This is a genomic window from Algibacter pectinivorans, from assembly GCF_900112595.1.
Taxonomy (GTDB): Bacteria; Bacteroidota; Bacteroidia; order Flavobacteriales; family Flavobacteriaceae; genus Algibacter_B; species Algibacter_B pectinivorans.
On sequence record NZ_FOMI01000002.1, the window covers coordinates 514,475 to 537,878 of the forward strand.

Annotated in this window: 19 protein-coding genes; 11 read left to right on the plus strand and 8 right to left on the minus strand. The window is 34.2% G+C overall.

Annotated features, from left to right (window positions below):
* Position 1: 1 nt before the first annotated feature.
* The 3 genes from BMY96_RS04915 to BMY96_RS04925 all read left to right on the plus strand — a co-directional run bounded on the left by BMY96_RS04915 (position 2) and on the right by BMY96_RS04925 (position 1,735).
* Entirely contained in the window at positions 2-388 is a 387-nt protein-coding gene (locus tag BMY96_RS04915) for a VOC family protein (protein WP_092849800.1), read from the plus strand.
* A gap of 23 nt (positions 389-411) precedes the next feature.
* The gene (locus tag BMY96_RS04920; RefSeq protein WP_092849802.1) at positions 412-1,176 is read left to right on the plus strand and encodes a sulfite exporter TauE/SafE family protein; all 765 of its coding nucleotides are present in this window, start codon (positions 412-414) and stop codon (positions 1,174-1,176) included.
* A gap of 106 nt (positions 1,177-1,282) precedes the next feature.
* The gene (locus tag BMY96_RS04925; RefSeq protein ID WP_092849804.1) at positions 1,283-1,735 is read left to right on the plus strand and encodes an NINE protein; all 453 of its coding nucleotides are present in this window, start codon (positions 1,283-1,285) and stop codon (positions 1,733-1,735) included.
* Between the two features lie 83 nt (positions 1,736-1,818).
* Here BMY96_RS04925 and BMY96_RS04930 read toward each other — a convergent pair whose 3' ends face one another.
* Genes BMY96_RS04930 through BMY96_RS04940 form a run of 3 tightly spaced genes read right to left on the minus strand, consistent with a single transcriptional unit; the run spans position 1,819 to position 5,399 of the window.
* On the minus strand, positions 1,819-3,645 hold the full coding sequence (locus BMY96_RS04930; protein ID WP_092849807.1) for a GNAT family N-acyltransferase: 1,827 nt from the start codon (positions 3,643-3,645) through the stop codon (positions 1,819-1,821).
* Between the two features lie 22 nt (positions 3,646-3,667).
* Positions 3,668-4,918 carry an aspartate kinase gene (locus tag BMY96_RS04935; RefSeq protein WP_092849809.1) on the minus strand — a complete coding sequence of 417 codons (1,251 nt, stop codon included), beginning with the start codon at positions 4,916-4,918 and terminating at the stop codon, positions 3,668-3,670.
* Positions 4,905-5,399, minus strand: a complete 495-nt coding sequence (locus BMY96_RS04940; protein ID WP_092849811.1) for a GNAT family N-acetyltransferase — start codon at positions 5,397-5,399, stop codon at positions 4,905-4,907. The genes BMY96_RS04935 and BMY96_RS04940 overlap by 14 nt, the downstream gene beginning before the upstream one ends.
* Positions 5,400-5,522: 123 nt before the next feature.
* Here BMY96_RS04940 and fbp point away from each other — a divergent pair, with 123 nt between their 5' ends.
* Positions 5,523-6,536, plus strand: a complete 1,014-nt coding sequence (gene fbp, locus BMY96_RS04945; protein WP_092849814.1) for a class 1 fructose-bisphosphatase — start codon at positions 5,523-5,525, stop codon at positions 6,534-6,536.
* A 108-nt stretch (positions 6,537-6,644) separates the two neighbouring features.
* On the opposite strand, the gene BMY96_RS04950 is transcribed toward fbp, so the two are convergent.
* Genes BMY96_RS04950 through BMY96_RS04960 form a run of 3 tightly spaced genes read right to left on the minus strand, consistent with a single transcriptional unit; the run spans position 6,645 to position 9,216 of the window.
* A complete protein-coding gene (locus tag BMY96_RS04950; RefSeq protein ID WP_092849817.1) occupies positions 6,645-7,781 on the minus strand; it encodes a T9SS type A sorting domain-containing protein in 1,137 nt (378 codons plus the stop codon).
* Between the two features lie 38 nt (positions 7,782-7,819).
* Positions 7,820-8,770 carry a tetratricopeptide repeat protein gene (locus BMY96_RS04955; RefSeq protein ID WP_139205211.1) on the minus strand — a complete coding sequence of 317 codons (951 nt, stop codon included), beginning with the start codon at positions 8,768-8,770 and terminating at the stop codon, positions 7,820-7,822.
* An 11-nt stretch (positions 8,771-8,781) separates the two neighbouring features.
* Complete coding sequence (locus BMY96_RS04960; RefSeq protein ID WP_139205212.1) at positions 8,782-9,216, minus strand: hypothetical protein; 435 nt, start codon at positions 9,214-9,216, stop codon at positions 8,782-8,784.
* A 179-nt stretch (positions 9,217-9,395) separates the two neighbouring features.
* On the opposite strand from BMY96_RS04960, the gene BMY96_RS04965 reads away from it, so the two are divergent.
* Positions 9,396-11,240: a tetratricopeptide repeat-containing sensor histidine kinase gene (locus BMY96_RS04965; RefSeq protein ID WP_092849824.1), complete on the plus strand. Its 1,845-nt coding sequence runs from the start codon at positions 9,396-9,398 to the stop codon at positions 11,238-11,240.
* 2 nt (positions 11,241-11,242) lie between these two features.
* A complete protein-coding gene (locus BMY96_RS04970; protein ID WP_092849826.1) occupies positions 11,243-11,992 on the plus strand; it encodes a LytR/AlgR family response regulator transcription factor in 750 nt (249 codons plus the stop codon).
* 54 nt (positions 11,993-12,046) lie between these two features.
* Here BMY96_RS04970 and BMY96_RS04975 read toward each other — a convergent pair whose 3' ends face one another.
* Together BMY96_RS04975 and gltB are read right to left on the minus strand one after the other, a co-directional pair.
* Entirely contained in the window at positions 12,047-13,510 is a 1,464-nt protein-coding gene (locus tag BMY96_RS04975; RefSeq protein WP_092849828.1) for a glutamate synthase subunit beta, read from the minus strand.
* Between the two features lie 4 nt (positions 13,511-13,514).
* Positions 13,515-18,029 carry a glutamate synthase large subunit gene (gene gltB, locus BMY96_RS04980; RefSeq protein WP_245750544.1) on the minus strand — a complete coding sequence of 1,505 codons (4,515 nt, stop codon included), beginning with the start codon at positions 18,027-18,029 and terminating at the stop codon, positions 13,515-13,517.
* A 509-nt stretch (positions 18,030-18,538) separates the two neighbouring features.
* On the opposite strand from gltB, the gene BMY96_RS04985 reads away from it, so the two are divergent.
* The 5 genes from BMY96_RS04985 to BMY96_RS05005 all read left to right on the plus strand — a co-directional run.
* Positions 18,539-19,534: an outer membrane beta-barrel protein gene (locus tag BMY96_RS04985; RefSeq protein WP_092849831.1), complete on the plus strand. Its 996-nt coding sequence runs from the start codon at positions 18,539-18,541 to the stop codon at positions 19,532-19,534.
* A gap of 95 nt (positions 19,535-19,629) precedes the next feature.
* Positions 19,630-20,916: an ammonium transporter gene (locus BMY96_RS04990; RefSeq protein WP_092849833.1), complete on the plus strand. Its 1,287-nt coding sequence runs from the start codon at positions 19,630-19,632 to the stop codon at positions 20,914-20,916.
* A gap of 163 nt (positions 20,917-21,079) precedes the next feature.
* Complete coding sequence (locus BMY96_RS04995) at positions 21,080-21,418, plus strand: P-II family nitrogen regulator (protein ID WP_092849836.1); 339 nt, start codon at positions 21,080-21,082, stop codon at positions 21,416-21,418.
* Between the two features lie 22 nt (positions 21,419-21,440).
* On the plus strand, positions 21,441-22,679 hold the full coding sequence (locus BMY96_RS05000; RefSeq protein WP_092849838.1) for an ammonium transporter: 1,239 nt from the start codon (positions 21,441-21,443) through the stop codon (positions 22,677-22,679).
* Between the two features lie 415 nt (positions 22,680-23,094).
* Positions 23,095-23,404: transposase (locus tag BMY96_RS05005; RefSeq protein ID WP_139205213.1), on the plus strand; the 310-nt coding region annotated here is incomplete at its 3' end.

Sequence of the window (23,404 nt, forward strand, 5' to 3'; positions counted from 1 at the left end):
TATGAAAAAACGTGTAACAGGCATTGGTGGTTTATTTTTTAAAACTAAAGATCCTAAGGCAGCAAAAGATTGGTATAAAAAACATTTAGGTTTTAATACCGACGATTATGGATGCACGTTTTGGTGGAAAGATGAGAACGGTAAAAAATGCTCAACGCAATGGAGTCCTTTTCCCGAGGATACAACATATTATGAGCCGTCCAAAAAGGACTTTATGTTTAATTATAGGGTAGAACACTTAAAAAAATTACTTAAAGTTTTAAAAGAAGAGGGCGTTACCATTGTAGGCGAAATAGAAGAGTATGAATACGGTAAGTTTGGTTGGATTTTAGATAACGACGGAAATAAAATTGAACTTTGGGAGCCCGTAGACTCTGCTTTTTTGTAAATTCGTTTTTCTAAAAACAAAAGGTGTCTTATATAGAAATTCTTCAATCTTACAACTTAACAATATTACAGTGGGCAGCTATTGGGTTTGCCGTTTTTTTATTAGGCTTATCTAAATCTGGTATAAAAGGTATTGGTATTATAATCGTAGTAATTCTGGCCTTTGTTTTTGGCGAAAAAGCATCAACAGGAGTTTTACTGCCCATGCTAATTTGCGCCGATGTTTTTGCGGTTATTTATTATAACAGGCATGCGCAATGGGGTATTATTAAAAAACTAATCCCGTGGATGATTGTTGGTGTTTTAGTTGGTGTTTGGGTAGGTAACGATATTTCGGCATTGCTTTTTAAAAGGCTTATGGCTATTATAATTATAGGTTCGGTGGCCTTAATGTTTTATAACGAAAACAAAAAGTCTGATAGCGTACCAACCAATAAAATTTTTGGTATTTCCTTAGGTTTTTTAGCAGGTTTTACAACCATGATTGGTAATTTGGCGGGTCCTGTTTCTAATATTTATTTTATGGTAATGCGTTTTCCTAAAAACGAGTTTATAGGTACAGCGGCATGGTTGTTTTTTATTATAAATGTGTTTAAGTTGCCATTTCACATCTTTGTTTGGAAAACCGTTACGGTTGAGACTTTGGTTTTAAATTCTGTTTTAATTCCGGCCGTAATAATAGGGTTTTTTGTAGGAGCTCAAATTGTTAAGCTAATTTCCAATGTAAATTACAGACGTTTTATTTTAATTGTAACCGCTCTTGGTGGTGTAATTATGTTATTTAAATAAAATAACTAATAGACTATGTAACATTAGGTTAGGTAATGTTACATATAGATATATAACAATTTAATTTTTACTAATTTTACAGTCTAACCAAAAAAATACTAAATAAATGTCTGACGAAAAAAATTTAAGCGACGACCTAAATGATATGTTAGGAGACGCAAAAGATGGCGCAAAAAAAGCAGCAGATAAAGCTGAAGAAATAGCTGGAGAAGCTAAAGAAAAAGCTAAGGAGTTTGCCAGTGAAGCTAAAGAAGCAGCTTCTGAGTTTTCAGAAGGAGCCAAAGAAGCATTTGATAAAGCTACAGGTGAAAACAAGAAAGTTTTGGCCGGAATATTAGCTATTTTATTAGGGGCATTCGGGGTGCATAAATTTATTTTAGGCTACAATAAGGAGGGCATCATTATGCTTGTTGTTACTTTAGTTATTGGAGGAATTACTTGTGGTATTGGAGCAGGTTTGATGGGGGTTATTGGATTGATTGAAGGTATTATGTATTTAACCAAATCAGACGCAGAATTTTATAATACATATCAGGTAGGTAAAAAACCTTGGTTTTAAGCCCTTTTAACACATAAATAAAAAAGTCAAAATTAAATCTTTGGCTTTTTTTATTTAATTTATCTTTAAAGAAAATGAGTAAATTATTCGGTTTTGTTTTCTAATTTACGCTCTAACTCTGCCTGAAACTCTTCCATAACTGGTTTTACGGTGCTTTCTGGTAGGTCTGCAATGCGAATATACATGAGGCCGTCGACTGAGTTATTAAATAGCGGATCGACATTAAAAGCGACTAGGCGTGCGTTTTGTTTAATGTATTTTTTTAGTAAAACAGGCAAGCGCAATGCACCTGGTTCTATTTCGTCTATAAATTTATCGAACTTATTTAAATCGGCTTCGGCTTCGTCAAAAACAAAGTCTTTGTCGGCATCTTTCAGTTTTACTTTAAATTCCTTTTTTGGATGCACGTATTGTGCAATATATGGGTCGTAGTAATGCGATTTCATAAACTCGACCATTAAGGATTTTGAGAAGTTTGAAAACTGATTACTTATACTTACACCACCAATTAGGTATTTATGTTCTGGGTAGCGTAATGTGGTATGTACAATGCCTTTCCAGAGTAAAAATAAAGGCATTGGTTTTTGCTGATATTCTTTTATTATAAAGGCGCGCCCCATTTCGATGGACTCGCTCATCATTTTATGTAGTTCCGGTTCAAATCGAAATAAATCCTGCAGGTAAAACCCATTGATACCAAATTGTTTGTAAATGTCGGTTCCTAGGCCCATTCTATAGGCTCCGGCAAGTACTTTACTGTCGTTATCCCATAAAAACATGTGGTGGTAGTAATTGTCGAAGGTATCTAAATCTATAGCCTCGTTGGTGCCTTCGCCAACTTCTCTAAAGGTAATTTCTCTTAATCTTCCAATTTCGCGTAGCATATTTGGCATGTCTTTAGCTTGGGCCAAAAACACTTCGTAATTTTTACTTTGTAAAAGCCTAGCATCGTTTTCTCTTAGGGCATCAACTTCGGCAATTATTAACGCATTATCAACCGGAGTTACAATGTTTTTAGGAGGTTTAGGCGTTTTTAAGGTTGATGATATATTGTCTAATATTTTAGATTTATGCTCAAAAGCATTGGCCAACATATATGTTTTGCGGCGTAAAAACTCAGAGAATTCTTTTAACGAACCGTGTTCTTTTTGATCGTTTACAGATATAGGTTTACCAATTCTAACCTTAATAACACGTCTTTTTTGTGTTAAAACTTCCGATGGTAATTTGGCGGTTCTAAAGGTGTCGCTAAGTTTAGAAAGCTTATAAAATAATTTGCTATTTTTAGCATGAAAGTAGATAGGAACAACTGGTACTTCGGCTTTTTTAACGAGTTTCATAGCGGCTTCTTCCCAAGGTCTATCAACAACTAATTTACCATCGCGATAGGTAGATACTTCACCTGCTGGAAAAATACCTAATGGGTGGCCAGCTCGTAAATGTAGTATGGAGTTTTTAAAACCTGCTACGCTCGATTTAACATCTTTTCGGTCTTCAAAAGGGTTAACAGGCATTATGTAAGGTACTAAAGGGGCAATACGGTGTAATAAAAAATTAGCAATTATTTTAAAATCCTTACGCTGTTCTAGCATTAGTTTTAATAGTAATATGCCATCTATTCCGCCTAATGGATGGTTAGAAACGGTTATATAAGCACCATCTTTTGGTAAACGTTTTAGGTCTTCGTCTGGTATTTCAAATTTTATTTGAAACTCCTCTAAAATACGGTCTAAAAAATCAACGTCCTTTAAGTGGTTATTGCGTTTATAAAATTTATTTAGAGTAGATATTTTAAGCACCTTCATTAAAACCCAACCTATAAACGTACCTATAAAGCCATATTTATCTAGCTGTATGGCTTTTGCAACTTCTTTAGCTGTTACTAATCCTGTGTCTTGAGCTTTGGTCATGGGTGTAAATGTACTAAAATGTTTATTTAGTTACTACTTGAATGGTTTCTTGAGTGATTTGTTTTAATAAAATAGTTTTACCTGTTTCTATTTGTTGTATTGCGGATTGGGTGTAATGCCGTATGGTATAAAGTGATACGTTTGTATGGCTTGTTATTTTAAATTTAGATTTTAAATGATGCAAAAGGGCATCAAGATTGTTGTAAATATCATCCACGCAAACTGAAAAGCTTATGGCTGAATTTTGAATAACATCTACCTTCATCTTATATTGATGTAAAAGACTAAAAATTTCGCTTATGTTTTCTTCTACTATATAAGAGAAATCTAGGGAGGATAACGAAATTAAGACTTGATTTTTTTTCGCGATAAAGCATGGCAGCATTGGTTCTAGGGTTTCATTTTTTCCTATTTGAGTGCCTTGGGCTTCTGGGTTTAAAAAAGACTTTACATACAAAGGTATTTCTTTACCTTGAAGCGGTTGCAACGTTTTTGGGTGAATTACCGAAGCGCCATAAAAGGCCAATTCTATAGCCTCGCGATACGATATTTTATTTAAGAGTTGAGCGTTTTTAAAGTAACGTGGGTCTGCGTTTAATACTCCACGAACATCTTTCCAAATGGTAACACTACTAGCATTTAAACAATAGGCATAAATGGCAGCGGTATAATCGCTACCTTCTCGACCTAGTGTGGTTGTAAAATTATTGTTATCGCTACCTAAAAACCCTTGTGTTATGTTTAAAATAGATGTATTAAAACCAGTTGTTATGAGTTGTTTAGTGGCTTGCCAGTTAATATTAGCCCGCCTGTAATAATTATCGGTTTTTATATGGTTTCTTACATCTATCCAATTATTTTTTATATTAATAGTATTTAAGTACGCGCTAATTATAGTGGTAGATAAAAGCTCGCCATAACCAATAATTTGATCGTAAACATAATTGTAATCTGGCGATTTGTTACTTTTTAAAAAGCTATTAAGTTCATCAAATAACTCGTTTACTTTTTTAAATGCATAATGATTTACATGGTCGAACAGGTCTAATAAAATGGCATTATGATACTTTTTAACATCTTGAAGCGAGCTTTGTAATTGGGTTTTATTATCAAAATAATTTTTAATAACAAGCTCTAATGCATTAGTGGTTTTTCCCATAGCAGAAACAACTACAAGTGTGTTTTTATAGCCTACTTTTTTTAAGACTATAGCTAAGTTTTTTACGCCATTAGCGTCTTTAACCGAAGCGCCACCAAATTTAAATACTTGCATGTTTTAAGTTTGCTATATAATTTTTAATTCCTGCTTCACTTAATTGAACAACATCCCAATCTCGCAAAACTGTTGCGCCCTTTTTTTCATAAAAAGCTATGGCAGGTTCGTTCCAATCTATAACTTCCCAATTAATGCGTTTTACGCCTAAATCGTGTCCGTATTTAACAACCGTATCTAAAAGCGCAGTGCCCAAACCAGAACCTCGCATAGCTTTGCTAACAATTAAATCTTCTAGGTGAATTATTTTACCTTTCCAAGTGGAATAGCGGTTGTATATTAAAGCTATACCTTCAATTTTAGAGTCAACCTCGGCCACAAAGCAATGAAATGCTGGTTTATCTCCAAAACCATCGTTTTGTAAATCTTCTATGGTTACTTCTACGGCGTCTGGTTCTTTTTCAAAAATGGCTAATTCGGTAATTAATTGATGTACCTGTGGCATATCGCTTGCCTTTGCGTTTCTAATTTTATATTCCATGATGTATTGTTAATGTGTCAAATATAGTTTAAAGTTACCCGTTTAAAAGTATATATCTAGAGCGAAAACGTTATAGTTTGTTAAAATTTTTAGATATTTGTATAAACTTTAAAAATTAGCTTCATGTCGCATAAAAAACAAACTCTAGGAGAATTTATAATAGAAAATCAGTCATCTTTTAAATATTCTTCAGGTGAATTATCAAGTCTGTTAAATTCTATTCGATTGGCGGCTAAAGTTGTAAATCATGAGGTTAATAAAGCAGGTTTAGTTGATATTATTGGTGCTGCTGGCGATACCAATATTCAAGGTGAAGACCAACAGAAACTAGATGTTTATGCTAATGATAAATTTATTCAAACCTTAACTAAAAGAAATATTGTTTGTGGTATTGCCAGTGAAGAGGAAGATGATTTTATTACTATAAACAGCCAAGACGAAAATCATCAAAACAAGTATGTTGTGCTTATAGACCCTTTAGATGGGTCCTCAAATATAGATGTTAATGTTTCGGTTGGTACTATATTTTCAATTTACCGACGAGTAACGCCCGTTGGAACACCGGTTCAACTTAAGGATTTTTTACAAAAAGGTAAAGAACAAGTTGCTGCAGGATATGTAGTTTATGGTACTTCTACCATGATTGTATATACCACCGGAGATGGTGTTAATGGGTTTACATTAAACCCAGCGATTGGCTCCTTTTATTTATCGCACCCAAATATGGAGTTTCCAGAAGATGGCACTATTTATTCAGTTAATGAAGGGAATTATATTCATTTTCCTCAGGGTATAAAGAATTATATTAAATATTGCCAACAGGAAGAGGACGACAGACCTTATACATCAAGATATATTGGGTCTTTAGTAAGTGACTTTCACAGGAATATGATAAAAGGTGGTATTTATTTATACCCACAAAGCTCTAAAAATCCGCAAGGAAAGTTACGCTTGCTTTATGAATGTAACCCAATGGCGTTTTTAGCAGAACAAGCTAAGGGAAAATCTAGTGATGGTTTTACAAGAACTTTGGATGTTGATCCTACAGAACTGCACCAACGCGTACCTTTTATTTGTGGAAGTAAAAATATGGTTGAAAAAGCAGAGGGATTTATGAGAAATGCTGAAAAAAAATAATACAACATACCTTTTAGGATTACGCTTGTATAACGGCTATAGAGTATAACAAAAAACGCGAACCTTATGGTTCGCGTTTTTTGTTATTAGGGTTAAATAATGAGGTGGCTAATGATTAATAATTAAGCGTTTGGTTACTTTGATATTATCAGTTTCAAAACGCAAGACATAAGCACCGTTGCTTATTTTGGCAGTATCAAATTTTGATGTATTATTTTTATGATTAAAGCTTTTAATTAGTCTGCCATTTAGATCGGTTATTGATATTACTCCGGAAGTTTTAGACTTAATATTTAATTCGTTTTTAGTTGGGTTGGGGTAAATTTTAAGTTCCGGTTTTTCCACATCTTTAATAGATAGCGATGAGCAATTCGGGTAAGTACGCCTATCTCTACTAGCATTTAACCACGAACCAAAAATCCAGGTTTGGGTAACCATTTGGGTAGGGAAGCCATCATTGTTGTTAGTTTGCAAAACCCGATTTTCATTTTCAAAAGTATTGCCGTTCCATTTAGTTTTTAAGGTTTCAATTAAGAAGTCGTTACTATTGTAGGTGTAATGTCTTATTCTATCATTTTCCCAGGCAGAGGAGTTCCAATGGTCCGATTTTTTAGAGCTTAATAAATTACCGGTGTAGTTATATGTTTCTTTCGTATCATATATCCAAGAACTGTTGGAGCTATTATAATCATAAATAGTAACAACATTAAAAGAATCGTTGGGGTTATAGGTGTATTCTGTTTTTTTATTATTCATCCAAACCATATTAGTTTCATCCCAAGTTTGAGTTATGTTTTCTGTAATTAAATTTGAAGCGTTGTAGGTGTTTAGTTCTCTGTTAGATGGTTCCCAATTATCATCAAGCCAATCATAATTTATATATTCAGTTAAATATGTTCCCGTATAAAAAAACTCTGTTTTTAGCTGATCTTCCCAGGTACCTGTATCCTCATTCCAAAGCTGATTTATAGACTCTACAGGTAAATCGTTAGCGTTGTAAGTTAATGTAAGGTAAGAAGCGTTTTCAAGCATTCCAGAGCCTCCGTAATCAATAAATTTAGATAGGCCTTCGGTAGCTAAGCACGAACCATTAAATGTGAATGTGGTTTGAGAAACTAGATTCCACATGGTGCCGTTCCAGATATCATTTTCCCAAACTTCGGGCACATGTATTAGGTTAGTTTCTGTTTGCGAGTAATTTTTAGTAAATATAAATAACAGGAAAATAAGTAAAGTATGCTTCATTTGGTTGGGTTTAAAGGGTTGTACTTTTTTTTAGGTTGTCAATCTAGTTTGAAAAGCCCGCGTAAATTTTTCGTTGAGTCTTTACTTTTAGTAGGTGCTTGTTTGTTTACTGTTTCCGCTTCTGTGCTTGTTCTCGTTTTTGTTGCGGTTCTCCTTTTTTTAGCAGTTGTGTTGTTTTGTTCTGGATTAGGTGCCGAAACTCTTTGTGAAGATCTTCGAGCTGCCTTAACAGGTGATGTCTCGATTTTCTCTTTTGCTGCTACAACAGGTTCAACACCTTCATTTAAAACGACTTTAGGTTTTAAAACATAGCCTTTACTTTTTCTATAAGCAATAGCTTTTAGTAGTTCTACCGATGGATTAAGGGCTTTAGCATTAACAGCATCATAAATAGTTATAGCCTCACTATACCTTTTTTGTTCTTCGTAAATTAACGCTAGTAAAAGATGATCTTGGGGAGTTATTATCTCATCTTTATTTATAGGGTTTTCTTGGATACTTTTTTTTATATCGCGTTCGGCATTATTTAAGTCGCCTATGTAATAGTAATACTGGCCACGATTAAAATAACTGGAATAATGTGGCACCATAGCAACGTTTTCATTTAACTTTTCAATTTTAGCAGAGTCTATTTTTCTAGATCGCATTTGTTGTAAAGCGTGTTGCTTTTTACCCTCAATAATATCAAGGTAAGCATCACAAACGTATGCTAGATCATATTTAAATTTTTGGTTTAAATCACGTCTTACTTGTTGTCCGGCTATAAATTTTTTTGTTTTATCTTCTTCTTTAATTTGTGCATCTATAATAGCTGCATAAGTAGTCATGTGTTTAGTAAAACACGCATGGTAAATTTTATCGGGTAATTGTTGGGTGTTTTCTTGGGCTTCAATGCAATCACATATATCGGCTTTATAGTTGCTTTCGTAATTTTGAGAATAACTATTTAGGCCCCAAAGGAGCATCACTAAAAATATAAGCTGTTTCATACTGTTGCATTTTATTCTTGGTCTACTTCTTCTTTAGTTCCAACTACCATCTCTTTTACATAAAGGGCACAGTATTTTAAGGCTTTTTTAGATTTGTTTAAATTTAAAGTAGCACGTCCTTTATTTACAAACGAGGCTCCACTATTGCCAATATCGTCTATAACATCTGGTATTACTTGCAATAATTCATCGATGTCGTTTTGGGCACTTTCCAAGAGTTCGGCTTGCAAATCGGTTGGAATTTCAATACCAACTTGGGTTAAGCTATCGTGCACATAAACTTTGTGGTATAGATTATAAGTTAGGTCTACAAATTTATCTGCACTTTCTATTTTAGAAGGTCGCTTGGGTTTTAACTGTCTTTTGTTTTGAGAAAAACTTTGAATTGGCATAGTAAAAACTAGGCATAGTAAAATAAGTAAAAATGTACGGTTGAGGGATTTCATGAGTGTAAGTAATTAATTAATAGCACTATAAATATACATTTTAAATTTGGAAATGGCGAGTCTAATTTATTATTTGTAAGTATTTAGTTATTAATTGTTACGTATTTTAAGTTTTTTATTAGAGATTATTCGGCCTCTTATTCGTATTTTTAAATCTTAAACCAACCTAACAAAGTTCTATGTGTTTAATTTATGCGTTACTCAAGAAGAGTTTCTGTTATTTTGTTTTTATAATAAGCGCGGTTTTATGTTCTCAAGAGCAAAAAGAACTAGATTCTCTTATAATTCAATTAGAAAAACAAACGGAAAAAGACTCCATACGAGCACAACTACTAGTTACAACATCCAATAAATTTGTGCGTAAAGATCTAGCTAAATCCTACGAGTTAGCTGAAGAAGCTCTTAATATTTCTACCGATATTAAATGGAAAAAAGGTGTAGTATTAGCCTTAAGGCAAATGGGAGTTGTTTATTATAGGCAAGGGAACATTTTAAAAGCAACAGAGCAATGGTATAAGGCTTTAGAAATTTTAAAAACCATTGAAAATAGTGCGCTTTTAGAATCTAGTATTTATAATAATTTAGCAAATATTTATTCCGATTCTGGAGAGTTTGATAAGGCCTTAACGTATTACAATAAGCTGTTATCTATTTCTGAAAAACTAGATAATAAATCCTCTCAAATTATAGCACTAACCAATATTGGCACACTGTTAACAGAAAGAGAAGCATCTATAGATAATGGTATTGAAAGCTTAGAAAAAGCTCTAGCCTTAGCCAAAGAAATTCGTAATGACAGGTATGAGTTGAGCATTCTGTTAAACATTGGGTTGGCTTATAAAAGAAAAAGAGATTATAAAAAGGCTGAGTTTTATTATCTAAAAGTGCAAGGATTAGCACAGCAAAATGATGATAAGTATGTGCAGATTTTAGTGTTTAATAACCTAAGTAATATTAGTATTTTAAAACGCGATTATGCTCAAGGAGAAAGGTATGCTAAACAAACATTAAACCTAGCAAAGGAAATTGGCGCAGTAGAGTGGGAAGCTAGTGCATGGGAAAACTTGTCTAATATTTATGAATCTAGAAACCAAAGCAAAAAGGCTCTAACCTATTACAAAAACCATATTAAGCTTATTGATAGTTTTAATGCCATGCAAAATAAAGAAGAGTTGGCCAGTTTAGAAGCAAAGCACAAGTACAATTTAGAAAAGCAACTATTAAATACAGCACACGAAAAAAAACAACTTTTAGCCGAAGAAGAGATTAACAGACAAAAACTTATTAAAAACACTTCCTTACTAGTAGGATTTATTGTTTTAGTAGCCTCAATTATTGGTGTTACCTTGTTTAGAAGAAAGCAATTAGCGGTTGCAAAAGCAAAAGAAATTGAACTTAAAAATAAGGTAACCGACACCGAACTAAAAGTTTTAAGAGCGCAAATGAATCCGCATTTTATATTTAACTCTCTTAATTCTATTAACAGTTATATTGTAAAGAATGATAGTGAATCGGCCACTAACTACCTCACTAAATTTTCTAAATTGGTTAGAAAAACCTTAGAAAGCTCAACCGAAAAAGAAGTTTTATTAAAGGATGATATTGAAATTTTAAAAAACTATCTTGATATTGAAAACAAACGCCTTAATAATAGTTTTACGTATTCCATAAAGGTTGATGATGCTATTGATGCTAGTAATACACTAATACCACCATTAATTTTCCAACCTTTTTTGGAGAATAGCATTTGGCATGGCATTGCGCAAATGGAGCGGTCCGGACATATTAGTGTTGCGTTTAAAAAAGAAAACAATGTGCTGTTTTGTGTTGTAGATGATAATGGTGTGGGCAGAAAACAGGCTATTAAAGTATCTAAAGAAAATACCTCTTTAGGCATAAATTTAACCAAAAATAGAATAGATATTATCAACGCACAGAATAAAACCAAAGGTAGCCTTCGTATTATTGACAAGGAACAAGGGGTAAGAGTAGAAGTTAAATTGCCATTAAAACTTGCTTTTTAATTATGATAAAAACCATAATAATTGATGACGAGCAACATTGTACAGATGTTGTTTTAAAATTAACATCAAGCTACCCCGATGTTTTTAATGTTTTAGGTACCTTTAATACGGTTGAAGCAGGAATTGAAGGTACTAAGTTTTTACAACCAGAATTAGTCTTTCTAGATGTTATGATAGGGAATCAAACCGGGTTCGATTATTTAAAACAAATTGAACATATAAATTTTAACGTCATTTTTACAACGGCTTTTGAAACTTATGCAGTTGAAGCTTTTCGTTTTAGTGCTTTAGATTATTTACTAAAACCTATTGATAAAGATGATTTTCATGCCACGGTTTTAAAACTTCAAAAAGTGGTTGAAACATCAGATTTAAAGAACAAAATTGATGTGCTTTTCCATAATTTGAAAGTAAAAAATGCATTAAAAAGAATTAGTATAGCAACATCAGATGGTTATGTTTTTGTTGAGGTTTCAGATATTTTGTACTGTAATGCAGATGTTAATTACACGCATATTTATACCAAACATGGTGAAAAAATTACTACTTCAAAAACATTAAAAACTTTTGATAAATTGCTTAGTAATAATCATTTTTTTAGGGTGCATAACTCCTACTTGGTAAATCTAAATTATGTTACTAAATACACCAAAGGTAAAGGTGGTTATGTTACAATGCAGGATAATAAAAATATAGATGTTTCTGTAAGGCGTAAAGAAGAGTTTATACAGCGGTTTATAAAAATATCATGACAAAAAAAATGCGAACTGTAAAGTTCGCATTTTTTAATTAAAATATTATGGATTTTACATAGCAACTAAATCGCCAGTAACATCTTTGGAAGGTAGATTAGATTTACCCATTAAATATAAATCTACTTGTCTAGCAGCTTCTCTACCTTCAGAAATAGCCCAAACAATTAAGGATTGTCCGCGACGCATATCGCCTGCTGTAAATATATTTGGAATATTGGTTTGATACTTTCCGTACTCTGCTTTATAGTTAGAACGAGCATCTGTTTTAATACCTAGTTTATCAGCCAAGGTGCTTTCTGGACCTGTAAAACCAAGTGCTAATAAAGCTAAGTCGCATGGCCAAGTTTTTTCGGTACCGGCAACTTCTATAAGTTGAGGACGTTCACCAGGAACCATTTTCCATTCTACATTAACCGTTTTTAAAGCTGTTAATTTTCCGTTTTCATCTTTTACAAATTCCTTTGTATTAATTAACCAATTACGCTCAACGCCTTCTTCGTGAGACGATGATGTTTTTAATTGTAATGGCCAAAAAGGCCAAGGTGTAGTTGGCGAACGGTGCCCAGGTGGTTTAGGCATAATTTCGAAATTAACTACAGATTTAGCGCCTTGTCTGTTTGATGTTCCTACACAGTCTGATCCTGTGTCACCACCACCAATTACAATTACGTTTTTATCTGTTGCTAATACTTGATTTTCAACTTTTTTACCAAATAATATTTTGGTTTGTTGGGTTAAGAAATCCATAGCTTGTACCACACCATCGGCATCAATACCTGGTGTTGGTAGGCTTCGTCTTTCTGTTGCACCACCACAAAGTACTACGGAGTCAAAGGCTTTAAGGTCTTTAACATCATAATTAACCCCAACATTTACATTGGTTTTAAATGTAATACCTTCGGCTTTTAAAATGGCTAAACGACGGTCTATAATCTCTTTCTCCATTTTAAAGTTTGGAATACCGTAGCGTAATAGGCCTCCAATTTCGTCATCGCGTTCAAAAACAGTAACAGTGTGTCCCGCTCTGTTTAATTGTTGAGCCGCGGCTAAACCAGCAGGACCAGAACCTACAACAGCAACCGTTTTACCGGTTCTAGTTTTTGGTGGTTGTGGTTTTATCCAACCTTCTTTAAAAGCACGTTCTACAATATTTTTTTCAATATTTTCTATAGACACAGGGTCTTCAATAATACCTAATACACACGATTTTTCGCATGGGGCAGGGCATAAACGACCTGTAAATTCTGGGAAATTATTTGTAGAGTGCAGTAACCATGAGGCTTTTTTCCATTCTCCTTGATGAACCATATGGTTAAAATCAGGGATTAAGTTTCCTAACGGACAACCACTATGGCAAAAAGGAATACCGCAATCCATACAACGCGACCCTTGTTTTGTTATTTCTTCCTCGGCTAGAGGTTGAGTAAATTCTTTATAATGCTTTACACGATCTTCTACAGGCTTGTAGCTCTCATCTTGTCTTTCAAATTCTTTAAATCCTGTTACTTTTCCCATGACACTATGCTGTTGTTAATTCTTCTACCATTGGTTCTTCTGTCTCTAAACGTTTTAAGGCACGTTTGTATTCTATTGGCATCACTTTAACAAAATTACCAAGACTTGTATCCCAGTCTGCTAATAATGTTTTAGCTAGGTTACTATCTGTATAAAGTGCGTGTTTCTCAATAGTTTGTTTTAATTCGTTTGCATCTTCACCTGTAATATCTTCAAACTCTATAGTTTCTGTATTACATAATCCGTTTACAAATTTATTATTAGGGTCGTATACATACGCAATACCACCACTCATACCTGCTGCAAAGTTTCGTCCTGTTTTACCAAGAACAATTACTTTACCACCTGTCATGTACTCACATCCATGATCTCCAACACCTTCAACAACTGTAGTTGCTCCAGAGTTTCTTACTGCAAAACGTTCGCCTGCAATACCATTTATGTAAGCTTCACCGGCAACGGCACCAAACAAGCATACATTACCAACAATAATGTTGTTTTCGGCTATAAAATCTGCTTTTGCAGGTTTTTTAACAATTAGTTTAGCTCCAGATAAACCTTTACCTAAATAATCGTTAGTGTTACCTTCTAAAATAAATGATAAACCGTGTGCGCCAAAGGCTCCGAAACTTTGTCCTGCAGATCCTGTGAAGTTAATATTCAAGGTGTCTTCAGGTAATCCTAAGTGCCCGTAAATTTTAGAAATTTCGTTACTTACAATAGCACCAACTGTACGGTCTATATTGTTTATAGGGTAAGCAAGCGTCATTTTCTCCTTACGGTATAAAGCTCTATGCGAATCTTTAAGAATTGTAAAGTCTAATACGTTTTCTAGGTTATGGTCTTGAGCTTCTGTATTTCTTACAGGAAGGTCGTTATAAGCTGATGGTCTGTGAAGTATGCTAGATAAATCTAAACCTTTTGCTTTGTAATGTTTAATCGCTCTATTAGCATTAATTTTATTGGTTTGACCAACCATTTCTGCTAAGGTTCTAAACCCTAGTTGCGCCATTATACCTCTTAATTCTTCAGCAATGTAGTAGAAGAAATTAATAACGTGCTCTGGTGTTCCTTTAAAGTTTTTACGTAGTTCTTTATCTTGAGTTGCAATACCTACAGGGCAAGTATTTAAATGACACTTACGCATCATAATACAACCTGAGGCTACTAAAGGTGCTGTGGCAAAACCAAATTCTTCTGCACCTAACAAAGCAGCAATGGCAACATCACGACCTGTTTTTAATTGGCCATCACATTCTACAACAATTCTACTTCTTAAGTTGTTTAATACTAAAGTCTGTTGTGCTTCTGATAAACCAAGTTCCCAAGGTAAACCTGCATGTTTTAATGAGGTTAAAGGAGAAGCTCCTGTTCCACCATCGTAACCAGAAATTAATACCACATCGGCCTTAGCTTTTGCTACACCGGCAGCGATTGTACCTACACCAACTTCCGATACTAATTTTACGTTAATTCTAGCTTCGCGATTTGCATTTTTTAAATCGTAAATTAATTGTGCTAAATCTTCAATAGAATAAATATCATGATGTGGTGGTGGCGAAATTAACCCAACAAAAGGCGTGGAGTTACGTGCCGAGGCAATCCAAGGTAAAACCTTTTCGCCAGGTAGTTGTCCACCTTCACCAGGTTTAGCTCCTTGAGCCATTTTAATTTGAATTTCTTTGGCGCTAGAAAGGTAGTGTGATGTTACCCCAAAACGACCCGATGCTACTTGTTTAATAGCAGAGTTACGGCTATCGCCATTTATATCTTTTTGAAAACGTTTTCTGTCTTCTCCACCTTCACCAGAATTAGATTTTCCTCCAATTCTGTTCATGGCTATGGCTAAATTCTCATGTGCTTCACGAGAAATAGATCCATAAGACATGGCTCCGGTTTTAAACTTCTTAACAATTTCTGTCCATGGCTCTACTTCTTCTAAAGGAATAGGGTCTAGGTTATCAAACTCAAATAAACCACGAATGGTCATTAAGTTTTCAGATTGTTCGTTTATGGCTTTTGCATAAACATCATAACTTGCTTGATCACTTAATCTAACCGCTTGTTGCAGTTTTGCTACTGTTGTTGGGTTAAATAAGTGGCGCTCGCCATTACGTCTCCATCTGTAATCGCCACCAATATTTAAACCTAGGTTTTTATCGATAGCATTATCTGGATACGCCTGTTTATAGCGTTGGTCAATTTCTTTTTCGATTTCATATAAACCAATACCTTCTATTCTAGAAGCGGTGTAAGGGAAATATTTTTCAACGAATTGCGAATTGAATCCAACAATTTCGAAAATTTGTGAACCTCTATATGAGTGTAGTGTAGAGATACCAATTTTGTTCATTACTTTTAAAATACCTTTTCCAATAGCTTTATTGAAATTATCAACCGCTTTTTGCTCGTCCATACCAGTAATGAAGCCTTCTTTAACTTGCATTCTAATAATTTCGTTAACCATATAAGGGTTTATCGCACTAGCGCCATAACCAAATAAGGTTGCAAAATGATGTGGCTCACGTGGTTCTGCCGATTCAATAATAATATCGAAATAAGAACGCTTACGTAAACGATTCAGTTGGTGATTTACAAATGAGCATGCTAATAAAGCAGGAATTGGTGCTAATTCTTGGTTTACACCTCTATCTGAAAGAATAATAATATTTGTTTTTCTTTCTAAAGCTTTTTCAATTTGGATAATGATATCATCAAGCGCATTTTCTAAACCATTCATACCCTCAATTTTCGGGTATAGCATTTGAATCGTTTCGGCTTGGAAACCATCAATATCAATAGTTCTAATTTTTTCTAAATCGCCGTTTGAGATAACTGGATTTTGAATTCTTAGTTTTCGACATTGTCTTTCGGTAATACTAAATATGTTTCTGTCTTTACCAAGGTTTAAGCTAATATCTGTTACAATTTCTTCACGAATACCATCTAAAGGTGGGTTTGTAACCTGCGCGAATAGTTGTTTAAAGTAGTTGGAGATTAATTGAGGTCTATCTGAAAGTACGGCTAATGGCGTATCAATTCCCATAGATCCTAAAGCTTCTTTACCTACTTGCGCCATTGGCGTAATTACCTCTTGAATATCTTCAAAAGTGTAATTGAATAAACGTTGGCGTGTTTTAATATCAATAGTTTCAATAGGGCAAGTTTCGCCAGTGTACGGTACATCTTTTAAATGTAAACGTGTTTTATCTAACCAAGCTTTATACGGTCTTTCTGAAACTATTTTGCTTTTTATTTCTTCATCGCCAATAATGCGACCTTCGTTCATGTCTACCAAGAACATTTTACCTGGCTCTAACCTACCATGTTCTTTAACATCTTCTGGGGCAACTTCTACAACTCCAATTTCTGAAGACATGATTAGTTTTCCGCTTTTAGTAACGGTATATCTTGAAGGTCTTAAACCGTTACGGTCTAATAAAGCACCTATGTAATCGCCATCTGTAAATGGTACCGATGCTGGTCCGTCCCAAGGCTCCATAATACAAGCGTTGTACTCGTAAAATGCTTTACGCTCCTCTGACATTGTAGCGTGTTTTTCCCAAGCTTCAGGAATCATCATCATCATAATTTCTGGTAATGATCGTCCTGTGTGTGTTAATAATTCAACCACCATATCCATAGAAGCAGAATCTGATTTTCCTGGTAAAATTATTGGGAATAATTTATCTATTTGCGGTCCAAAAACATCACTTTTCATGATTTCTTCACGAACACGCATTCTACTTACGTTGCCACGAAGGGTGTTAATTTCTCCATTTTGACACATGTGACGAAATGGTTGAGCCAACTCCCAAGTAGGCATTGTATTTGTAGAGAAACGTTGGTGTACTAAAGCCAAACGTGTTACTAAATCTATTTGTTGTAAATCGGTATAATACGGCCCAATATCTTCAGGCATTATAATACCTTTATATATTATTGTTGTTGTAGATAAACTAGGTACATAAAAGTAACTACTTTCAGAGATTTTAGAGGTTCTAATAGTATGTTCTGTTATTTTTCTAGCGGCGTATAATTTGGCTTTAAAAGTAGCCTCATCAATAGCTTCGGTTTTACCTATAAATAGTTGCTCTATATTAGGCTCCGATGCTAATGCAATGGCTCCTAATTGTGTAGAGTCTACAGGCACTTTACGCCATCCTAAAACGGTAAGGCCTTGCGCTTCAACTTCCTTTTTAAAAGTTGCTTTGCAAAACACATATTGGTTGTCTACCTTAGGTAAAAATACCATACCTACGGCGTACTCCCTTTGTTCTGGAATATCAAAATCGCAAACGCGTTTAAAATAGTCGTGTGGGATATCAATTAGCAGTCCAGCACCATCACCAGTTTTCCCATCTGCACTTACACCACCACGGTGCTCTAATTTTACAAGAATTTCTAAGGCGTCATGAATGATTTGATTTGTTCTCTCTCCTTTAAGATTACAAATAAAACCTGCCCCACAGTTTTCGTGTTCAAATTCTGGTAAATAAAGTCCTTGCTTCTTAATCATAGTCAACAATAAATTAATTTAAAAACTTGAGTTGAGAAGCTAAGATACGTTCTACAATTTGAATTACAATACAGACTATTTATTATTTCGATTTTAGAGGACATTGGGATGTAAAAATAATTATATATCAATATTACTCCATTTTTTTAATGAATATTCAAACTGTTAAATAATGTTAATATATACGTATATCTGAATTTTTGGTAAAGATTCCTGTAATAAATGAAAATTGCTCTAGAGATTTTACTAAAATACTAACAATAATTCAATTATTCTCGTTGTTGATAATTCAAAAAAAATATAATTTAATCAAGCACCCCTAAAAAAATAGGGTAAAAAATGGAATATTAATAAAAGTTATCTAATTACCCCTATTTTTTATGGGGGTTAAGTTTTTTTCATATAGTTTAGCCTCATTCTTAAGGGGAATTAGATCTAGAAAAATTTAATACAACAAACTAATCAAGAATTAGATCTAAGAAATTAAATAACTTAAAAATAAAACAATGATGAAAAAAATTTTTACACTTTCAATGCTTTTCGCAGCAACAGCATTATTTGCACAAGAAGAAACTCCAAAACTATCTATTAGTGGTAGTGTTGATGCTTATTACCAAACTTATTTAACTGCTCCTGATAATGTTGGTGCTGGTTTCGGAACTGCATTTGCAGGACAATCAGGATTTGCTTTAGGTATGGGTAACATTATTGCAAGCTATGAAGGCGAAAAAGCTGGTGTAGTGTTAGATTTAGTTACTGGACCTAGAGGTGCAGGTGCTACTTTTAGTAGTGATATTGTTGATGGTATTGTGAATCAAGCTTATGTTTACTGGAATGTTTCAGAAGGAACAACATTAACTTTTGGTCGCTTTAATACATTTTTAGGATACGAAGTAATTTCTCCTGCAGCAAACTTTAACTACAGTACATCTTACTTGTTTTCTAGTGGACCTTTTTCTCATATGGGTATAAAAGCAGATTTTGCTTTATCTGAAGATTTTAGCTTAATGTTAGCTGTTACTAATCCATGGGATGTTAATGATACTTCAATGACTGGAGAATATGCATTGGGTGCTCAGTTAGGATATAAAGGACAATTCTTAAACCTTTATTACGATAGTGGAGAGCATGGTGGATTAGGTTTCGAAATTGATTATACTGGTGGTTTTGATCTTTCTGATACTTTCTTCATGGGAATTAACGCAGCATATAATGATAATGATGGTGCTGGTTTCTACGGTGCAGCTTTATATCCTCAGGTTGCTACTTCTGATAGCTTCTCTATAGGTTTAAGAGGTGAATACTTTTCTGAACATGGTGATGATGATGACCAGCCTTCTGTTTTTGCTACAACTTTAACAGGTAGTTATACTGTAGATAACTTAATTATTAAGCCAGAAATTAGATTAGATTCTTGGAGTAATGATGAGCCATTTGTTGATAATGATGGAATGGCTTCAGATAACTTAGCAGCTTTCACTCTAGCAGCTATTTACTCTTTCTAAGAGAAAAACAAAACAAAGAGAATATTTTAACAAGTTCTCTATTAACGTAGAGAACTTGTTTTTTTCAATTAACTAACCCAATAAAAAAACTTATTATGTCTATATTAAATATGCCTTTAATAATTCAAGATACCGCCGCTATAGAAGGCGATATGGGAATGATGTGGATGCTTATATCAGGTATCCTAGTATTCTTTATGCAAGCAGGATTCTTTTTAGTAGAGTCTGGAATGACAGATTCAAAGAATGCCGTTAACATTGCCATGAAAAACTTCCTAGATATTGCCGTTGGTTCTCTAGCCTTCTGGTTTATAGGATATTCTTTAATGTATGGTGCCGATATGGGCGGAGGTTTCTTCCACTGGGGAGGATTTACTTTTTCTCAAGGTGCTGCAGATTTATTCTTTCAAACTGTATTTGCTGCTACAGCTGCTACTATTGTATCTGGAGCAATTGCAGGAAGAACAAAATATACAACGTATGCTATTTTTAGTATCATATTAACAGCTTTCATTTACCCTATCGCTGGTGGTTGGGAATGGAACGGTGGATGGTTAAACAACACCGATGGTATTATGCCTGCTGAGTTTATCGATTTTGCTGGATCTTCTATAGTTCACTCTGTTGGTGGATGGGCTGCACTTGTTGCTGCGTGGATGGTAGGTCCTAGAATTGGTAAATACCTTAACGGAAAACCAGTAGAATTACTAGGTCATAACCAAATGTACGCTACTTTAGGTGTATTTATCCTTTGGTTAGGATGGTTTGGTTTTAACGGTGGTTCTCAATTAGCATGGGGTGGTGATGATGCTACTGCAGCTTCTCAAGTTGTATTAGTAACAAATTTAGCTGCAGCTGCAGGTGCATTAGGTGCTTTATTACTTACTTGGTTTAAAGATGGAAAACCAAATTTAGGTATGACTTTAAACGGTGCTTTAGCTGGTCTTGTTAGTATAACTGCTGGTTGTGGAAACATGACAGAAGGTGGTGCTGTATTAGCTGGTTTAATTGGAGGTATTCTTGTAGTATTCTCAATGCAGTTTATTGAAAGAACATTAAAAATTGATGATGCTGTAGGTGCTATTTCTGTACACGGTGTAGTTGGAGCTTGGGGAACCTTAGTAATAGGTCTTTGGGGTGTTGATGGCGATGCTGGTATTGGTATACTTAATGGTGGTGGAGCTGCTCAACTAGGAGCTCAAGCTATTGGAGTATTAGCATATGCTGCTTGGGCAATTGGTTTATCATTTATTTTCTTAATGATTATGAAAAAGACCATTGGTTTAAGAGTTACAGAAGCAGAAGAAATTGCTGGACTTGACTGGGTGGAACATGGTTCTATCGCTTATCCAGGTAAGAGACAAAGAGAAATTGAAGAGTAGTCTTTAATAAAATAAAATAAAAACCAAAAGATGCCTTAGTAATAAGGCGTCTTTTGGTCTTTATTATAGCTACGAATAATAACTCTGTTTATTATTTAGTAGCATTGAAACAAAATATTTTCCTATTTTAACAAACTAAATTATATATATAAGTTAATGAATTATGAAAAAAATTGAAGCAATTATTAGAAAGTCTAAATATCGTGTAGTTAAGGAAGCGTTGCACGAAGTTGGGGTTAACTTTTTCTCGTATTGGGATGTAACCGGTCTTGGTAATGAAAAAGAAGGGCACGTTTACAGAGGAGTCTCTTATAGCACTAGTGATATTCAACGTAGACATTTATCAATAGTAGTAAATGATGATTTTGAAGAAGTAACAATTAAAACCCTACTTGAATCTGCAAGTACAGGCGAAGTTGGAGACGGTAAAATATTTGTCTCTGATGTGAAAGAATGTTATAGAATAAGGACAGGAGAAAAAGGTGTAGACACTTTAAAATAAAATATCATTTAAAATAAATATAATGGAAGGATTACTAACAACTAATAATGTATGGATGATGATCTGTACAGCACTTGTTTTTTTTATGCACACAGGGTTTGCATTTTTAGAAATAGGTTTAACTAGACAAAAAAACACAATAAACATATTATTTAAAAACATATTTATAATAACCGTTGGGTTATTACTTTACTATATAGTAGGATTTAATTTAATGTATCCAGGCTTTGCCGAAGATTCTTCAGGTATTTTAGGCTTTGCAGGATTTGGGTTCGATGCCCCTTTAACTGCCGAAGGCGCTTTAGATTTAACCTATAACGAAGGTTACACTTACTGGACTGATTTCTTGTTTCAAGGTATGTTTGCTGCTACAGCTGCTACTATTGTATCTGGTGCTGTTGCCGAACGTATGAAAATTGGAGCATTCATGATTTTTACAGTAATTTACGTAGGTCTTATATACCCAATTGCTGGATCTTGGAAATGGGGTGGCGGATTTTTAGACCAAATGGGATTCTATGACTTTGCAGGTTCTACGTTAGTACACTCTGTGGGTGGATGGGCAGCTTTAGTTGCAGTTTACTTACTAGGTTCTCGTATTGGTAAGTTTGATAAAGAAGGAAAGCCACAAGCAATACCAGGACATAATATACCATTAGCAACTGCAGGCGTTTTAATCCTTTGGTTAGGTTGGTTTGGGTTTAATGGAGGTTCTGTGCTTTCTGCCGATCCAGAATTAACATCATTAACCCTAGTTACAACATGTTTAGCCGCCGCATCTGGTGGTGTAATTGCAGCGTTTGTTAACTTTTTAAAATACAAAAACCTTGATTTAACCATGTTCTTGAATGGTATTTTAGGAGGATTAGTTGGTATTACTGCTGGTGCCGATGTTGTAACGCCAGAAAGCGCTATAATTATTGGTGGTATTGCGGGATCACTCATTGTATTTGCTGTTGCTTTTATAGATGCTATTAAATTAGACGATCCTGTTGGGGCCATTGCAGTACATTTAATTTGTGGTATTTGGGGGACTTTAGCTGTTGGAATCTTTTCAACAAACCCAGAGCACTCATTTTTAGTACAATTAATTGGAGTGGCTTGTTATGCAGGAATTTGTATAGTATCGTCATTTATAATATTCTTTGTTTTAAAGAAAACTACAGGAATACGAGTATCAGAAAAAGAAGAATTAGAAGGTTTAGATGCCCACGAACACGGAATGGATGCCTATCCAGATTTCAGGTTAAACGAGCACTAATCTTTAACAATTTAGTTTAGTTTGATAAAAAGGATGTTTTGCGTAATGCAAGACGTCCTTTTTTTTGTTTTTGGCGTTACCGAAAAAGGGTTCGGGCTTTACTAGTTGGTTTATATTTTAATTAATAGTACTTATGACTATAAATATTTTACAAGTCGCTCTCTGCGAGGAGCTCCAACAATTGCTCAATCCCTAAGGCAAGTGTTTACTAGCTTCTTGTTTTAGTATTAGGCATTGTGTGTTTTGGGGGAGGTTAATATAATTTCGCGGATATGAAATGGTTTTAATGTTTTATATCCGATGTTAAACGAATTTATCATTTTTTTTCTGACAAAGTCAAGTGTATTTATTCCTAATTGATTCAACCATTAATTGTCTCGTCCTGAAATAGTGTTACACTTAACATTATTTATTTATGAAACCATTCGATTCAAATTACAAAAAGCGCACACAAAAAGATTACAGTTTAAGTCTAAAATTACAAATTGTTCAAGAAATAGAACAAGGTCTATTAACCACCACAGGAGCTTTAAATAAATATGGCATTCAAGCTGCTTCTACCGTTCGAACTTGGTTAAAAAAATATGGTAACTTTGATTATCAATACTCAATCCAACAAGGTATGTCTAAAACTCCAGAACAACGTATATTAGAATTAGAACAACAAGTTAAACTACTTGAAAAGCAAAAGAACAGAGCGGAGTATTTAGCAGATAGAGCTGACA

What these genes read in the sequence shown, in the direction of transcription:
- BMY96_RS05000 (WP_092849838.1), top strand. Translation starts at nt 21,441, where the DNA reads ATGGAAGGATTACTAACAACTAATAATGTATGGATGATGATCTGTACA.
- BMY96_RS04940 (WP_092849811.1), bottom strand. Translation starts at nt 5,399, where the DNA reads ATGGAATATAAAATTAGAAACGCAAAGGCAAGCGATATGCCACAGGTA.
- BMY96_RS04930 (WP_092849807.1), bottom strand. Translation starts at nt 3,645, where the DNA reads ATGACCAAAGCTCAAGACACAGGATTAGTAACAGCTAAAGAAGTTGCA.
- BMY96_RS04995 (WP_092849836.1), top strand. Translation starts at nt 21,080, where the DNA reads ATGAAAAAAATTGAAGCAATTATTAGAAAGTCTAAATATCGTGTAGTT.
- BMY96_RS04960 (WP_139205212.1), bottom strand. Translation starts at nt 9,216, where the DNA reads ATGAAATCCCTCAACCGTACATTTTTACTTATTTTACTATGCCTAGTT.
- BMY96_RS04985 (WP_092849831.1), top strand. Translation starts at nt 18,539, where the DNA reads ATGAAAAAAATTTTTACACTTTCAATGCTTTTCGCAGCAACAGCATTA.
- BMY96_RS04965 (WP_092849824.1), top strand. Translation starts at nt 9,396, where the DNA reads ATGTGTTTAATTTATGCGTTACTCAAGAAGAGTTTCTGTTATTTTGTT.
- BMY96_RS04950 (WP_092849817.1), bottom strand. Translation starts at nt 7,781, where the DNA reads ATGAAGCATACTTTACTTATTTTCCTGTTATTTATATTTACTAAAAAT.
- BMY96_RS04935 (WP_092849809.1), bottom strand. Translation starts at nt 4,918, where the DNA reads ATGCAAGTATTTAAATTTGGTGGCGCTTCGGTTAAAGACGCTAATGGC.
- BMY96_RS04925 (WP_092849804.1), top strand. Translation starts at nt 1,283, where the DNA reads ATGTCTGACGAAAAAAATTTAAGCGACGACCTAAATGATATGTTAGGA.
- BMY96_RS04975 (WP_092849828.1), bottom strand. Translation starts at nt 13,510, where the DNA reads ATGGGAAAAGTAACAGGATTTAAAGAATTTGAAAGACAAGATGAGAGC.
- fbp (WP_092849814.1), top strand. Translation starts at nt 5,523, where the DNA reads ATGTCGCATAAAAAACAAACTCTAGGAGAATTTATAATAGAAAATCAG.
- BMY96_RS04915 (WP_092849800.1), top strand. Translation starts at nt 2, where the DNA reads ATGAAAAAACGTGTAACAGGCATTGGTGGTTTATTTTTTAAAACTAAA.
- BMY96_RS04970 (WP_092849826.1), top strand. Translation starts at nt 11,243, where the DNA reads ATGATAAAAACCATAATAATTGATGACGAGCAACATTGTACAGATGTT.
- BMY96_RS04990 (WP_092849833.1), top strand. Translation starts at nt 19,630, where the DNA reads ATGTCTATATTAAATATGCCTTTAATAATTCAAGATACCGCCGCTATA.
- BMY96_RS04955 (WP_139205211.1), bottom strand. Translation starts at nt 8,770, where the DNA reads ATGAAACAGCTTATATTTTTAGTGATGCTCCTTTGGGGCCTAAATAGT.
- gltB (WP_245750544.1), bottom strand. Translation starts at nt 18,029, where the DNA reads ATGATTAAGAAGCAAGGACTTTATTTACCAGAATTTGAACACGAAAAC.